Annotated in this window: 7 protein-coding genes; 2 read left to right on the top strand and 5 right to left on the bottom strand. The window is 58.8% G+C overall.

Features of this window, described 5'->3' with window-relative positions; all coding sequences use genetic code 11:
* The first annotated feature begins 74 nt into the window (after positions 1–74).
* Together ACA059_RS02970 and ACA059_RS02965 are read left to right on the top strand one after the other, a co-directional pair.
* Entirely contained in the window at positions 75–2,852 is a 2,778-nt protein-coding gene (locus ACA059_RS02970; RefSeq protein ID WP_497632663.1) for a hybrid sensor histidine kinase/response regulator, read from the top strand.
* A 64-nt stretch (positions 2,853–2,916) separates the two neighbouring features.
* Positions 2,917–3,513, top strand: coding sequence for a MarC family protein (locus tag ACA059_RS02965; RefSeq protein WP_007937197.1), 597 nt, complete (start codon positions 2,917–2,919; stop codon positions 3,511–3,513).
* Positions 3,514–3,625: 112 nt separating this feature from the next.
* On the opposite strand, the gene ACA059_RS02960 is transcribed toward ACA059_RS02965, so the two are convergent.
* From ACA059_RS02960 to cobG, 5 genes are all read right to left on the bottom strand, one after another.
* A complete protein-coding gene (locus ACA059_RS02960; RefSeq protein WP_497634622.1) occupies positions 3,626–10,522 on the bottom strand; it encodes a TcdA/TcdB pore-forming domain-containing protein in 6,897 nt (2,298 codons plus the stop codon).
* 680 nt (positions 10,523–11,202) lie between these two features.
* Positions 11,203–12,906, bottom strand: a complete 1,704-nt coding sequence (gene cobJ / locus ACA059_RS02955; protein ID WP_497632662.1) for a precorrin-3B C(17)-methyltransferase — start codon at positions 12,904–12,906, stop codon at positions 11,203–11,205.
* Complete coding sequence (locus ACA059_RS02950; RefSeq protein WP_497634621.1) at positions 12,906–13,637, bottom strand: precorrin-2 C(20)-methyltransferase; 732 nt, start codon at positions 13,635–13,637, stop codon at positions 12,906–12,908. Before ACA059_RS02950 ends, cobJ begins: the two co-directional genes overlap by 1 nt.
* Positions 13,637–14,263, bottom strand: coding sequence for a precorrin-8X methylmutase (locus ACA059_RS02945; RefSeq protein ID WP_497632661.1), 627 nt, complete (start codon positions 14,261–14,263; stop codon positions 13,637–13,639). Before ACA059_RS02945 ends, ACA059_RS02950 begins: the two co-directional genes overlap by 1 nt.
* Positions 14,256–15,563 (bottom strand): precorrin-3B synthase, encoded by a 1,308-nt coding sequence (gene cobG, locus ACA059_RS02940; protein ID WP_497632660.1) that lies wholly within the window; start codon positions 15,561–15,563, stop codon positions 14,256–14,258. Before cobG ends, ACA059_RS02945 begins: the two co-directional genes overlap by 8 nt.
* Positions 15,564–15,676 lie beyond the last annotated feature (113 nt).

Here is a 15,676-nt window from a genome sequence, read left to right as displayed (position 1 = left end):
TTCGGGCCCTTGCCGGACTATTCCGGCGCCGCGCATAGTTATATTCTGGCATCAACCTACGAAGGGATTTCGCCGTGCGCTGGCTCAGGATTGCCATAGGTTTCACCGTCACTCTGCTGACCTTGCTCTGCATGCTCCCGGCCCAGGCCGCGCAAGGCAGTGGCTGGGCAGTATTGCTCGACGAACAGGGTGACCTGCAGCTCAGCGACATCCGTTCCGCTCGCTACACCAATCAATTCAGCCCCATTGAACTCGACCGCCTCACCGCCGCCGAGCCCGATGGCGCGTTATGGCTGCGTTTCAGACTCGCGCCTGGCAAGCATGAACAGTTGCTGCGGGTGTTCGCTCCCGACCTGTCGCACCTCAATCTGTATGTGCTGGACGGCGACACGCTGATCGAGCAACTGAACACCGGCACCGGCCAGCCCCAGGCTGAACGGCCACTGCCCAGCAGCGATTTCATGTTGCCGCTGCCGCAAAACGAAAAACCTCTCGACGTTTACCTGCGACTGGTCTCCGACCATCAGTTGAGGCCTTACATCACCCTGCAGTCGGCGGTCATGACCGCGGCCAGTCAGAATCAGACGCTGATCTACGGACTGTTGTTCGGCTGTATCGCGATGCTGATCCTGCACAGCCTCGTCCGCTACGCCTATACCCGCTCACGCAGCAGTTTCTGGCTGGCCGGATGCGAAGCATTGTTGATGCTCAGCCTGTTGCTGTTGCTGAATCTGGCAGGGCCTTGGCTGCCGAACTGGCACGCGGTGCAGACACCCGGCGCCTACCTCGCCTTGCTGCTGACGGCGCCGTGCGGCCTGATGTTCGCCTATCGCTTCTTCGCCCCACTCGGCCCGCACCCGCTGAACAAGCTGCTGCTGGGGGACATTCTGTTCATCGTGGTCTGCGGCTTGCTGCTGTTATTCGTCAACACGCTGCCGCTGAACATCATGACCTACGCCCTGGTCGCTCTGGCAGGTCTGAGCATGTTGTTCGTCAGCGCCTATCACTGGCAAAAAGGTTATCGCCCGGCGCGCCTGTTCGTCGCGGCGATGGTGGTGTTCAACATTGGCACTCTGATCATGTTGCCGGCACTGCTGGGATTGACCCTGGTCGCACCGCAGGGCTTGATCATGACGCTGCTGGGGTTAATCTGCATCAGCGGCGTGTTGATGAGCATTGCGCTGAGCGAACGTCAGCGCAGCATCACCGAAGACCGTTTCAGCGTCAGCCGCGACCTGGCCGCCAGCAACGCCGAGATCAACGCCAAGGCCGAATTCCTGGCAAAAATCAGTCACGAAATCCGCACCCCGATGAATGGCGTGCTGGGCATGACCGAGCTGCTGCTGGGCACGCCGCTCTCGGTCAAGCAGCGCGACTATGTGCAGACCATCCACAGTGCCGGCAACGAACTGCTGACACTGATCAACGAGATTCTCGACATCTCCAAACTCGAGTCCGGGCAGATCGAACTGGACGATGTGCAGTTCGACCTCAACGCACTGATCGAAGACTGCCTCAGCATCTTCCGCGCCAAGGCCGAACAGCAGAACGTCGAGCTGATCAGCTTTATCCAGCCGCAAGTGCCGCGCGTCATCAGCGGTGACCCGACGCGCCTGCGCCAGACCCTGCTGAGCCTGCTGGAAAATGCCCTGAAAAAAACCGACGAAGGTGAAATCCTGATCGTCGTCGCGCTCGATGAGCGCAGTACCAAACCGCGCTTGCGCATTGCCGTGCAGGACAGCGGTGAGCCGATGGACGCCGAAGAGCGCGACGCATTGATGAACGCCGAACTGCACAGCAAGCACTTCCTCTCGGCCACCCGCTTGGGAGGCAACCTGGGGCTGGTGATCGCCCGCCAGCTGATTCGCTTGATGCAAGGGGAGTTCGGGGTCAAGAGCGGCGCCAACCAGGGCAGCACCTTGTGGCTGACCCTGCCGCTGGACCCTGACCGCCTCGAACACCCGACGTCTGACCTTGATGGCCCCCTGCAGGGTGCACGGGTATTGGTGGTGGACGATAACGACACGTGTCGCAAAGTGCTGGTGCAACAGTGCACCGCCTGGGGCCTGAATGTCAGTGCCGTAGCGTCCGGCAAAGAAGCGCTGGCGCTGCTGCGCACCAAGGCTCACTTGCGCGATTACTTCGACGTGGTCCTGCTGGACCAGAACATGCCCGGCATGACCGGCATGCAACTGGCCGCCAAGATCAAGGAAGACCCGAGCCTGAACCACGACATCCTGCTGATCATGCTCACCGGCATCAGCAATGCGCCCAGCAAGATCATCGCGCGCAACTCGGGGATCAAACGCATCCTCGCCAAACCGGTGGCCGGCTATACCCTCAAGACGACGTTGGCCGACGAGCTGAACCAGCGAAACAAGGGCCTCTCCATCTCGCAGCACCTACCCACCGGCCCGACCTTACCGGTGAAGGTGCCAAGCGATTTCCGCATCCTGGTGGCCGAAGACAACAGCATCTCGACCAAAGTGATTCGCGGCATGCTAGGCAAGCTCAACCTGCAACCGGATACCGCCAGCAATGGCGAAGAAGCCTTGCAGGCGATGAAAGCCCAGCGTTATGACCTGGTCCTGATGGACTGCGAAATGCCGATCCTCGACGGCTTCTCCGCAACTCAGCAATTGCGAGCCTGGGAAGTCGGTAATCAGCGGATTCGCACGCCGGTCGTGGCGTTGACTGCGCACATTCTCGCCGAACACAAAGAGCGCGCGCGTCAGGCCGGCATGGACGGGCACATGGCCAAACCGGTCGAGCTGTCGCAACTGCGCGACCTGATTGAGCATTGGGTTGCCCAGCGCGATCAGCAGAACCGGGCAGCGACTCAAACGTCCTGAGCCGACAGACCCCGCCGCGCCTGATAGACTTCCCCTCGACTTTCCTCGCCAGTGAGCTTGCACCATGCTCCACGTGTTGTTCAGCGTTTACCTGAAGATGCTGGTGCTCTACAGCCCGTTCTTCGTTTTGTCCTGCTTCATCAGTCTGACCCGTGGTTATTCGCGCAAGGAACAACGCCGACTGGCCTGGAAAGTGGCGACAGCCACGCTGGTCTCCAGCGTCTTGCTGTACCTGTTCGGGAGGGTGATTTTCAGTGTCTTCGGCATCACCGTGGACGCCTTCCGCATCGGCGCCGGCAGTGTGTTGTTTATCTCGGCGCTGGGCATGGCTCAGGGCAAGTCGGCGGTGCAAACCGACAACGTGCAGCAGGACGTGACCATCGTCCCGCTGACCATTCCCCTGACGGTCGGCCCCGGCACCATCGGCGCCTTGCTGGTGATGGGCGTGAGTCAGCCTCATTGGGACGACAAACTCACGGCCATTCTCAGTATTGCCCTGGCCAGTTTCACCGTCGGCGTAGTGCTTTATCTGTCCAACCGCATCGAGCGCATTCTCGGTGACCAGGGCTTGCAGATCGTCAGCCGGTTGATGGGGTTGTTCGTCTGCGCATTGGCGGCGCAGATCATCTTTACCGGGGTGAAGGGCTATCTGGTTCCGTGACGCCCACCTTCGTCATTAGCGCGGCGAGCTGCCTGTCCTCGTCCTTTAGAAAAAAAGAGCCAATAGCCACTCACACATCGAACAGGCGCAATGTGTCAGTGGCTGTCAGAACTCAACCTTCTATTTTTTCAACTATTGCGGTGGGCAAAATATCTTTGAGTAACACACTGCCCTTCCTGGCCAGGGCACTCACCAGTGCTGACACCGCGAAGGACTGATAGCCGCTCATCGCCAGAAATACGTTCCGTTGCAAAACGACATCGGTCGAGAACACGTCGCGAAAGATCAAGCTGTGTCCGCTGTCCGCATCCACAATCACCAAGTGCTCATCGACCTGGCTCGCCCACAACTGATCCGCAACCACGATATCCCAGATCAGTTTTCCCGGAACCGAGGGCGAGTGGTCGAGCGAATGGCGGCATTCGACAATGACCGATTCAAGTTTCAACCACGCGGCTCTGGTAAGCCGACAGGTCGTTGAACCTTGACCCAGTTTGAGCACCAGGATGCTGACATCATCGGCAATCAACGGGAGCAGGTCCGTACGCGTTTTCGACCCCTCGACCACCAGTACTTCGGCGTTTCGCTGGACATAGTCGAGCGGCCCGACCCTGTTGTTTTGCGGGTAGGTGTGCAAAAAACCATCCCTGCGGTCATGCAGCATCACATTGGTTTGATGCCGGGTGCCGACGAGCGTGGATTGCACAGCAATAGCGGTCTTCGGAATGCGGATCAACCGTCCGGTCCGGACCACATACCATTGTTGGTAGTCAGGGTCTTTGACGGACAGAAAATCGGCGCATCGATGTTCGTTCGCCAGCGCCGCCAGGCCCTCACTCAATTCACCTTCCAGTGCAGCGACCCAATGGCTGTTAACTCCGGTAATCCGTACCGGTTCGTTGTGCTGTAAATCCACCTCCACACCTTCAAGCGTCGTTGCCCTCAGGCCAGAGCCTTCCACTGTTACGTCGCTAAAGGTCCAGGTCGCCCATTCCTGCGTCGGGGCTGGCAATGCCTCAGCCAGTAACAGTTTCGTTCCCTGGGCAAATGCCGTGCTCAAGTGGTCTGGATCGATAAAACCCTGGCGGACAATCTTGCCGGTTGAAAGATCAAACAGCCAGGTGGCCTGATTGTCTGGAGTAATACTCAGCAACCGTACTTCTTTGCCGTGCCCCATTTCAGCGAGCAGCAGCCGACCACCCAAGTACCAGGCGCACAAACCGGCCTTGAAACCGGTCAAACCCAGGATGGCAAAACTCGTAACCGGGTATTGCAACGCAACCGTTTCCAGCGCCAACCACCATTGGGTTTTGCCCTTGAACCAGTGCTCGGTCAGCCCGCCGAGTCTCAGATTCCCGTCCGGCATCATGTTAAAGAACAGACCAGAGTCGGTCAGGACGAGATAGTCCCGCTCAACGGCGACAACATTTTTCAGCCCAGGGGGGGAGATGTTGCTGGACGACCATTGTGCACGACCCTCTACCATCGACCTTTGCTGACACATGAGGCGCTGGTGAAGTTTGTCGTAGGTAACGAACACTTCGCCCTCGACACCGGCGGGAGCAATGAGCACAAGATCATTCAAGGCCTTGATCGAGTCTGCCCATCCCCGCGCATGGTGACGCCTGGCAGGTGCACGAATAATCAACCCGTCACTGCTGCGCACCCAGACCAGATCCCGCCACTTGTCATTGATCTGCCAACAAATCGAAACCAGTGCACCGGGACGCCAGTTAACTTTATTGGCGGACTCTGCCAGCAAGTGATAGTCGCCCAGTACCTGCTTCCAGTCCGTCAGCGTGTCAGCCTCCAAAACAGCCTGCAACGCAGGATCCTGACCGCGGGTGATCGAGCTGAGCAACACGGCCCGATCATGGATCACATAGGTCAGTTCATCGCGCTGACCGTCCTTTCCAGGGAGCTGCTGCACGATCTGAATGCCGCCATTGGTCACAGCCTCGAAGCGGACAATCGCCATGCGATCCCTAATAAGCAAACGATAGTGCTGAACCAGCGTCCCGGTGATCGCATCGACCTGCCAGACATCGAAACTCTCGGGGTGATAGAAGTAAGCCGAATCCTCCAACACCGCGCCCAATATCACCTCATCGGACACCAGGACATTCGGGTCGCGGATGTACAGAAAACGATCCTGTGCCGAGTCGTAATACGCGACTACCGTCCTGGGTTCGTCCGGCTTTTCGAACGGCACCACAAAGGCATGAACCGGGGTATAAGGCATGGCCAGACGATGTTCACGGGCCAGTGACTTGAAATGATCCAGCAGCGCTTGTTCCCCGAGCGCCGGATCGGCGTCTTCTTCGACCACCTCCAGCCGACGGGCAACAAGATCAACGCGCATGATTTTGTTACCCGCCAGCTTGAGCAACACATCGTGTACGCCACCACCAATGAACGTCATATCCAACGTGCTTGAAACAAGGCGACCCTCCGGTTCTATCCGGACGTCTGCCTCATTCAGCCAGGGAGCCAACAGCAACCAACGCATTGCGGTGTGGCCCGGTGCGTCCAGTTCAATGCTCACACCCGGGTTGAGCAGCACGGAACATTGCGCACCGGCACCTTCAATCCTGTAGGTGATCAGGCCATGCCACATTTTTGGCAGAGCAGGCACCACCAGCGAGCGCTCGACGTTATCGAGACGAACATTGAACTTCGTGGGTTTATAGGCCGGGTTCAGTTTGTGGACGACGTACTCACCGGGAAACGAGTAAAACGAAAACAGGAACTGCCATTGCCCCTGTTGATTCTTTTTCTCCAGGCGTCGCGCCGTATCGAACCCATGGGCATGACGAAACGTGACAAAGGGCAGCAACTTGTATTCATAGCCGTACCAGGTCTTGGGTGTGCAAGGCAGAACGATCGTCTGCCCGGCCTGCGGCGAGAAACGCGCCGAGTCTGGCAAACCCAGGCCCTGGCGAATATCGGTGGCGGATTCGTAGTTCACATCGAAATCCGGAACCCCGAAATGATCCCGAAGCGGGAACAGTTTCGGACTGTCGAAATGGACGGTGGCTGCGCGCAAATCCACGTCGGCGAAGACCGCCAAGGGATGCGCAAACCAGGCATTCGACGCCTTGTCCAGATGATAGCCGCCCTGCAGATAAGCCTCTTCCACCCCCTCAAAAAACAGGCCGACCTCCTTGGCCTCCTCGGCAATGGTGGCAAAGCCTTCGGCCAGCGCAGCAACGCCCACTGCCAGCCCACCCAGAATCACCCCGGCGCCGCCGAGCACCGCAGCCACTGTACCCGCACCAACCAGTGCCGCACCCAGACCGGCTGCGCCCAACACCGCACTCGCGGAATCGAACGCCAACTGCGTTCCAAACTGCGCCTTCTCAATGTCATTGGTGGCATGGCTCAACTGGTAGATATCAAACCCGACATTCACCAACCCCAACACCGTGCCGACGCCTTCATTGGCAATATGCCCCAAGGCCTTTTGCACTAGCGGTGCGCTGGTGCGGGCGATCAGTTTTTCATCGTCCAGTGCCTGACGCACCAGTTTGATCACACCAATAACGTCCACCACGTTGCCATGAGCCAGTTGGGCATAGTTGACGTAGGCATGCAGGCGAATGGCGGTGGTCAGGGCCTTGTCGCCACCGCTCGCCGCACTCTCGTGACGACGCAGTACGTTCATCAAGGCTTGTACGGTGAACCCGGCATTGAGCGTATGAACGCTGCCGGCGTCCGTCGGATCAAGCGGATTGACCGGCGCACGCGGGCGAGCGGCCAATGAATGGAAGGTTTCAGAGAGGAAGTTTTTAATCCTCAGGAACCGGTGATCATCGGTCGTCACACGCACAATGGTCTTTGCGGAATCGGTGTCGACCAGACTGATTTTGTACTCCCCTGTCGGGGTTATCTCCAATGTCTCGAACAACACAACAGAATCCGACGCCAGCCCGTGTTGCTCCTGCAACTGCCGTGTCGCCTGCGCGATCTGCCCGCCCCACCAGTGCGCGTCCAGTTCCAGCAATGAACTGCCCAGGGCCGCATTGTTTACCAGCGATCGCCCACGCGCACTGGCCACGCGTTGCCGAACCCTGGGCAGCGCTTGTTCCGGCAAAGCACCTGGCTCGGACAGGCTTGATACCTCACTGCCGGAGGCAAGCACCAGCTTGTTCAATTTGGCGCCATCGAGCTCGATCAGATCAAAGGTCGGCCGTTGCGCATCGCCAAAGGCTGCGTAATGCGTGGCCATTTGTTTGCGCAGGAAAAAGTGCGTCAACGCGTCATTGAACGCCAACGATGTAACGAACTCGAAGACGCCGAAATTCGGGTCGTAGAGCAGATAAATGCTGCGCTCGCCTTCGAAGATTTTCGCCACCAGCATCGAGTGGTTGTCTGAATTGAGCATCACGGTCGTGGTGGCCGTTTTTGCTTCCAGTAGCGCTACGACCTGAGCCAGATCAGAGCGCATCAATGGCTTGCCTATGTCATTGACCGGCGCGTCACGCAACTCCTCGATCATGCTCACAAACGCCTTTGAATCCCCGGCCCCAGGCTCGGTGACGGCCAGGTAAAAACGTTCTCTCAAGGTGTTTGCGGCACTGCTGCCTTTGTGGAACGCTGCCGCCATGGCCAGCGCCAGTGGGTAACAGCGTCCGGCAACCCGATCACCCGTGCCCTCAAGCAACAAGTCCTGCGGCACCATTTTGAAACTGCCATGATCGAAGCTCTCAAGCACCTCACCGATTCGTTCGCCGATCCGGTCGCGGTATTCGAGCTTCGCCACGTGCTGAATTCTGGCGACCCAATGACCCCATTCAACCAGAGTCAGTGGGCGTTCGAGTGCGTGCTTTTTGAGTTCGACACTGGTTTCGGAGAAGGCTACGGACGGGTTGGAAACACGCTTCATCCCGGCAAGGAAAGCCGGGTGACTTTGCTTGAACAGCTCCCGTTCGATGGCCCCGTAACGGTGGATGACCCCCAACTCCGACATCGTATTGGCAAGGTTCTCAAGCGTTGCACTGACGGCGTCAAAATGCTGGTTATCCAGGGCATTGACCCCCAATAGCCCACCCAGCAACAGACGTTGCAGCGGGTTTAGTTTCACGGTGAGCAGTGGATCTTTGGCGACCCGGCTCAGCAGTTCATCCACCGACAGGTTTTGTGTCGCCGCGTCCGGGAGGGATGCCGGGGGGCGCATGTTGGCGTCCTGAGCAATGATCGCTTGCCGGTCATCGAAGCTCAGGGACAACGGCTTTTCAAACGTCACGCTGCCATTGTGGCGCTGACTCATTGCCTGGCGAAATGGCTCACCGAGATCATCGGCCAGTTGCTGCAAAAGGTCGGTGATCAACACATGACGACCTTCGATGACCGGCCAGCCTTCTTCGAAATCAATACTTTGGTACTTGAGTAATTGATCCAGTTTGCGGACATAGCGCGTCTTGAACTTCCCGTCCTCCCAACGCTGCTTTTCTCTATTCAGCCATTGAGCCGTGTCGCTCTCGTTCTCCTTCCAGGAGTGGTCCAGCTCCTCCTCGGTCGCCCGGTTGACGGTTGCGATGGCGGGTATGGCGACTTCAGCTCTTGAAGCTTCAGCGCCCCGTGGGGTGAAATGCATTTTTTCGTAATCCGCCAGCCCATCGCGTATCGCAGCAGGCCCGGTCAGATAAATGGTCACTTCACTTTGTGGACGGATACCGTCGCTGTAGTAAGCAGCGGCGGCTTCAACCAAAAACCTGACCGCTATTTCGTCCTCCATCGACAGTTCATGCAAGAGCCCGAACCGTTTCTCGACCACCTCCTCGGCAACGTCACTGACTGCCCGAGCGTCGATAAGCGCAATCTTTCTTTCAATGGCTAACCGGGCGGTGGCATCGACCACCTCATAGTTAAGCCTGAAACGGTCAAGAATGGCCTTGAGCATCGCTGACCCGGGATGAGCCATCATGAACGCATTACTCAACGTGCTTTGTTCGGCAACGGCACGCAATCCATCCGGACGCACCTGGCGTTCTACCGGGCGCCGGAAAACACTACTGATATCAGGGCTGCTCTTGGCAAAATTCTCCAGCGCCTCACGGTGCTCCAAGGGAATTTGCTCGAAATAGTTTGTGTACTTGCTGCGTATAACCTGCCGCCCCGGCATCCACTCAGGACTGTGGTCAAGTATCAACTGCAAAACACCCAGGCGTGCATCCGAGCCAAACTGGCTGATATCCACCCCGCCCAGGTTTTCTAACAGCGGAGGCAGGTTATCCACGTCTGCATAACTGCCACCGTCGGCGAACAGTGCCTCGGCGCGGACAATATCGGAGGCGGCAGCAAAGTTGCCACGCAAGCTGATTTCTCGCTCGTAGATGTCCTGCAAGTACAACGGTTTCGCCTCGCTGGCGAGATCGCGAAGAACAATAGCGCCTTCTTTCAACGACAACAGACTCTGGCGGTTTTTTTCCCTGAGTACTTTCAACCGTCCTTCATCTTGGCTATAGGCTCGAACCAATAGATCGATCCTGGCGTCATCGGCGTTCTTACCGCTTTTTACCGATTTGTTAATGTGCGCAAACATCTGCTGCTTGAGAGCGATGACCCGTTCTTCATACTTGTCGCCCAATTCAATAGCGGTGCTACTGGCCTGCCCGCCATACAGCATGGCGTCAGCCTTGGCCGCCTCGACAATAATCCGATTGGTTTCGTAGGCCAGCAATGCATCGCTGTCGTACCAGAGTTTGAGGGTGTAACCCTGCCCAGACAGTGTCTGCTTCCAGATATTAATGTAGTCGCGCTGGATATCACCCATACCACCGCCGAGCCAGACAAAATGCAGATTGTCAGGAACGTTTGTTTTAGGAGTTTGCAACTGCTGCGTACCGTTCGACAAACGAGCCTCGAAACCTTCGAGCCGTTCGTAGAGATCAGTTACGTCGGGGCCAGTAATCTCGGGAGGAAGCGACTCAGTCGTTCGTCGTTGTCGACCGACAGGCCCGACAAAAGATGCCAAAGCCTGCTTCAACAGGCCCAGCGGCTCCAGCATCCTGGGCGAATCGAGCAAGTCGAGGCAGCCTGAGTAATACCTGAAGACGGCGTCATATTCGACGGTACCTTTGTGCGAAATCAACGCCTGTTCAAGTTCTTTAACTTTAAAAATGTTTACGAACCTCACGTATTCACCTACATGAGAAACATCCAAATGACTATTAGACAAAACGCTCTCCCACCATCAATACATTTAAATAAATTTTGTAAGCCAGCCACGCAAATACTGCTCGACAACTACGTCAAACCTTTCGTATTTTTTGAACGAAACCAGACCAACATGCAAAGCAGCCACTTCACACGAGACAAAACTAAACGGTAAGGGCGGGCACTTCAAACCCGAAGAAATTCAATTAATTTCAATACAATCAAAATCAAAATCAAATAAAACTTTATATTGCCAACCCAAATAACGCACACATACAGACAAAAACCCTGAACCCATCAATAAACAGACGGCGTTGTGGCTCAGGCACAACGCCAAAATATTTGACCATATAAAAGCACTACGCAAAGTAAGAAAGCAGCGACAGGGAACAGCCTTAATTCTTCTTGGCGAGAGTCGTAAATCCCACAACGGCTGTTGAAATAAATGACGCATCAATGCCGCAGCGAAAGTGCCGACCAACAGACGGGAATTTATTCAGTGCCAAGCGGCCCACACGGGGCCGCTGTAGTTCAAGAGGCAGGCTTGTCGCCGTACCAACGAGGCGTATACACCCACTCGCCACCCTCGGCACGAGGGAATACGCAGGTGGTGGACGAACCGATCAGCACCATGGTGCGCATGTCGACCTGGTCGGGGGTCAGTTCGCCGAGCGTGGTAACCCGTAGCGTCTGACCAGGACGGCCAATGTCGCGACCCAGCACCACCACTGTTTGCGGTGTGCGATGCCGGCCGACGATTTCCAACGCTTGGCCCAGTTGCCACGGCCGAGCACGGGAAATCGGGTTGTAGAAGGCCAGCGCCAGATCGGCTTCGGCGGCCAGGTCAAGGCGCTTCTCGATGATCGCCCAAGGTTTGAGGTTGTCCGACAGCGACATCACGCAGAAGTCATGTCCCAACGGTGCACCGGCCTGCGCAGCCGTCGCCAGCGAGGCAGAGACCCCCGGAAGAATCTCCAGATCGACGCTGTGCCAACTCGGCTCACTCGACTCGTGCAACGCTTCAAGCACCGCCGCCGCCATGGCGAACACGCCGGGGTCACCGGACGACACCACAATCACCGAACGGCCTTGCGCCGCCAGCTCGAAGGCGTGGCGGGCACGCTGCATCTCTTCGCGGTTGTCGGTGCAGTGCAGCACTTGATCTGCCCGGAACGGCCCGGCCATGCGCACGTAGGTTTCGTAACCGAGCACGTCGGTGGCCCTGGCCAGTTCGGCCTTGACCGCTGGCACCATCAATTCGGCAGCGCCGGGACCCAGGCCGATCACCGCCAGACGACCGCGCGTACGACCGATCTGCGCAACGTCTAGCGGCTGACCGACTACCGCGATGGCGATGCCGATGTCAGTCGAGACGACGGTCGCGTTCGGCGCGGCATGACGAGCCAGCTCGCAGAGCTCTCCGGTAGCCGATGTGAAACGCAGCGGAACGCCCAGTTCAAGCGCTGCTTCGCGTAACGCCGCACTGGCCATGTCCAGATCGCTGGCCAACAGGCACGCCACCGATTGCACGGCGATGTTCGCTTGATGCAGGGACGCCCGAATGGCGCCTGGCAGATCCGTCACCTCACCGCTCACCGCCACCAACACATTGCGCGGGTAAATCATCAATTCATTGGCTGCCGGTGTCCGCTCGGCATGGCCGACATGGATCGACAGATGCGCGTGAGGATCTTGCGGCAACTGCGCCTGCGCCAGCCACGGCGCAGCCCCTTCGACGCGTACACTTTGGCCGGCGAGCAAATCCGAGACGAAGCGCTTGCCCAGTTCCAGATCGCCGAGGGCGTAACCGCTGGGTGGATTGAGCAGGCAGGTGCCGAAGCGCAATTCACCGCTGGTGGTGATCGCCGCAGCAACCTCGAGACCGGCAGCAATCTCTCGCGCCATGACGTTCACCCCGCCGAGGCCGCCGAGCAGCGGCACCACGGCGCTGCCGTCTTCAGCCACGGCCAGCACTGGCGGCTCGGCGCCTTTTTCCAGCAGTAACGGCGCCAGCGTGCGGATCACAATGCCGGCCGCACACAAGGCGATAATCGGCGTGTCCTGCTGATAGAACTCACGCAAGGTGGCGCCGAATTCGTGATAGACGCGGTCCGCGCCTTCCACCCGTTCGGCCAGACCATGGATCAATGCGCCAGGGTACAACTGCGCAATCTTGCGCGCGGTCGCGAGGCTGCCATTGCCCAGAATGAAAATCGCCGGAACTGGACGGGACATCAGCCTTGCCACCTTTCGCCGGGCACAATGATCAGCGAGAAGTACGGCGAGGACATCGGCTCGACCTGATCCAGCGGGACGATTTTCTGATTGGCCATGGTTGCGCGTTCAACGTACAGCGCACGCTCCGCCAGCCCGAGTTCTTCGAGCACCTGACGGACCTTGGGGAAGTTGCGCCCCAGCTTCATGATCACGGCGGCATCGGCATCGGCCAGACGACGCTTGAGATCGTCGGCGGGCAATACACCCGACAGCACCGACAAACTCTGATTGCGATACACCAGCGGCGCGCCCAGTACCGAGGCACCGCCGAGCATCGAGCAGACACCCGGCACGACTTCGGCTTCATAGCGTTCGGCCAGTCGATCGTGCAGGTACATGTAGGAGCCGTAGAAGAACGGATCGCCTTCGCAGATCACCGCCACGTCACGGCCAGCGTCCAGGTGCGCGGCCAATTCTTCGCCGGCCGCATCGTAGAAATCGCTGATCACTTGTTCATACGACAGCGGCGCCGGCAATGCTTCGGTGGTCACCGGATACACCAGTGGCAGCAGCGTTTGCGCGTCTTGCAAATGCGCCTCGATGATGCCGAAGGCATTGCCCTTTTTGCCCTTGGCGACGAAGTACGCCACCACCGGCGATTCGCGCAGCAGGCGCAGGGCTTTGACGGTAATCAGTTCCGGATCACCGGGGCCGACGCCCAGGCCGAGCAAACGTCCAGGTTGCTGCATCATTCGATCTCCGTGGCGAGGGCATTGACGGCGGCGGCAGCCATGGCGCTACCGCCCAGCCGGCCTTGCATGATGACGAAGGGCACGCCGCGACTGTCTGCCGCCAGCATAGCCTTGGATTCGGCGGCGCCGACGAAGCCCACCGGGAAGCCGAGGATCAGTGCCGGTTTAGGCGCGCCAGCGTCGAGCATTTCCAGCAGATAAAACAGCGCGGTCGGCGCGTTGCCGATCACCACCACGCTGCCTTCCAGGTGCGGGCGCCACAACTCCAGCGCAGCAGCGGAACGGGTGTTGCCCACCTCACGGGCCAGCTCAGGAACGCTTTCATCGCGCAGAGTGCAGATGACTTCGTTGTTCGCAGGCAAACGCGTGCGGGTCACGCCTTCACTGACCATCCGCGCATCGCACAGGATCGGTGCGCCGGCGGCCAGCGCATCACGCCCGGCCTTGCCCGCGCCTTCGGAAAATTGCAGCCCGTCGATGGCGTCGACCATGCCGCAGGCGTGGATCACACGGACCGCGAGTTTTTCCAGATCGGCCGGGATGCGCTCGAGGTTGGCCTCGGCACGAATGATCGCGAAGGAGTTGCGATAGATCTCCTGACCGTCGCGGATGTAATCAAGCATCAAGGGGGCTCCGTGAGCGGGCGTCGAGCAAGGCTGCGACCGCTTCAATAGTAAGATTGCGTGCGTGCAGGGCGCCGAAATTCGGCTGCGTTGCATCGCGAAAATAGAGGTCGTAGTGACCGGGAGAAACCGCCAGCAACGTGATGGGTGCGATGTGTGCGGCCGCGCAGGAACGCTGGCAGCCGGACAGGTGCACGTTCAGTGTTTGGCCGTGACGTTGCAGCAGCGCCGCCAGTTGTCGGGCATCGCCCTTGGTGTCGGCCAGGCCTTTGCCGCAACCCGTCGAGCCGGTGCAGGCGATCAGATACGCCAAGGCATCGTCGGCCGAGCAACGCAGACCGAGCTGTTCGAGACTGTGGATAACTTGAGCCGCAGTGTCGCCATGAACACCGGGCAATAACAGGCTTTGCCAGGGTGTGAAACGCAAGCTGCCGTCACCCTGATCACGTGCCAGTTGTGCGACGCCTCTGAGCATCGCGGGATTGAGGCGACCCAGCGGCGGCACCGCGCCGATATACACACGCTCGGACCCACGCTGTGGATGAGCGCCAATGTGCAAGACACTCGGACTTACTTTGCGCTGCCAACCTGTGATGGGCATCAGCGGCACACGCTCGGCCAGACGGGAGAGAAATTCGTCGAGCGAGCATTCAGCGAGCAAATGCCGCATGCGTGTCTGGTCGGGACGCGCCAGGTCGAGAAACAATTCAAGCACCGCGACCACCAGCGGGTGGCCCTGCGCCAGTGACACCGCACCCGCAGGCGAGTCCACAGGGCAACCTGCCAGGCCAAATGCAAAAACCAGCTCGCCGTCTCGTTCAGTGGCGGACAACCACAGGTCATGGGAGTGTTCGAGCATCGCCAAACTTTCACCGCCATCGAGTTGCACGGCAAACTTGGCACTGAGGTCGTGGAAGCGTTCATGGCTTTGCAAGGTGGCAAGGATCTGTTCAGCCAGCGGTCGCGTGTCGAACAGCATCTGCCGATCAATCCCGGCGCTGGGGCTGAGCATCAAATTGCGCACATCGTCGCCAGCGGCGGTGCTTGGACCCAACCCGGCAGCCATCAGGCCATCGATCAAGGCGTCATGTTCACTGCCGATCCCGCGGATTTGCAGGTTAGCGCGGTTGGTCGCCTCGATCACACCGCCGGCAAAGCGCTCGGCCGCATCGGCCACTGCCCCGGCCTGATCGGCCGTGATCGAACCACCGTTGAGTTTGATCCGACAGATGCCGCCATCCAGCGCCTGGACAATACGCAGCAACCCCGGACAGGCCGAGGGGCGTAAAGCGGTGGACATCGGGCGTTCGTTCAATGAGTGACCGGCTGACTGGATGCACGTGAAGGGCGAAGGGCTGCCATTATGCCTGCTTTGCCCGAGCGCATGAAAAGTCTGCCGGTCGGAAACGCTGT

This window comes from Pseudomonas sp. LBUM1647 (genome assembly GCF_059716175.1).
This window is presented reverse-complemented; position numbering and strand designations above follow the sequence as displayed.

What these genes read in the sequence shown, in the direction of transcription:
- ACA059_RS02965 (WP_007937197.1), top strand. Translation starts at nt 2,917, where the DNA reads ATGCTCCACGTGTTGTTCAGCGTTTACCTGAAGATGCTGGTGCTCTAC.
- ACA059_RS02960 (WP_497634622.1), bottom strand. Translation starts at nt 10,522, where the DNA reads ATGCTGGAGCCGCTGGGCCTGTTGAAGCAGGCTTTGGCATCTTTTGTC.
- cobJ (WP_497632662.1), bottom strand. Translation starts at nt 12,906, where the DNA reads ATGTCCCGTCCAGTTCCGGCGATTTTCATTCTGGGCAATGGCAGCCTC.
- ACA059_RS02950 (WP_497634621.1), bottom strand. Translation starts at nt 13,637, where the DNA reads ATGCAGCAACCTGGACGTTTGCTCGGCCTGGGCGTCGGCCCCGGTGAT.
- ACA059_RS02945 (WP_497632661.1), bottom strand. Translation starts at nt 14,263, where the DNA reads ATGCTTGATTACATCCGCGACGGTCAGGAGATCTATCGCAACTCCTTC.
- cobG (WP_497632660.1), bottom strand. Translation starts at nt 15,563, where the DNA reads ATGTCCACCGCTTTACGCCCCTCGGCCTGTCCGGGGTTGCTGCGTATT.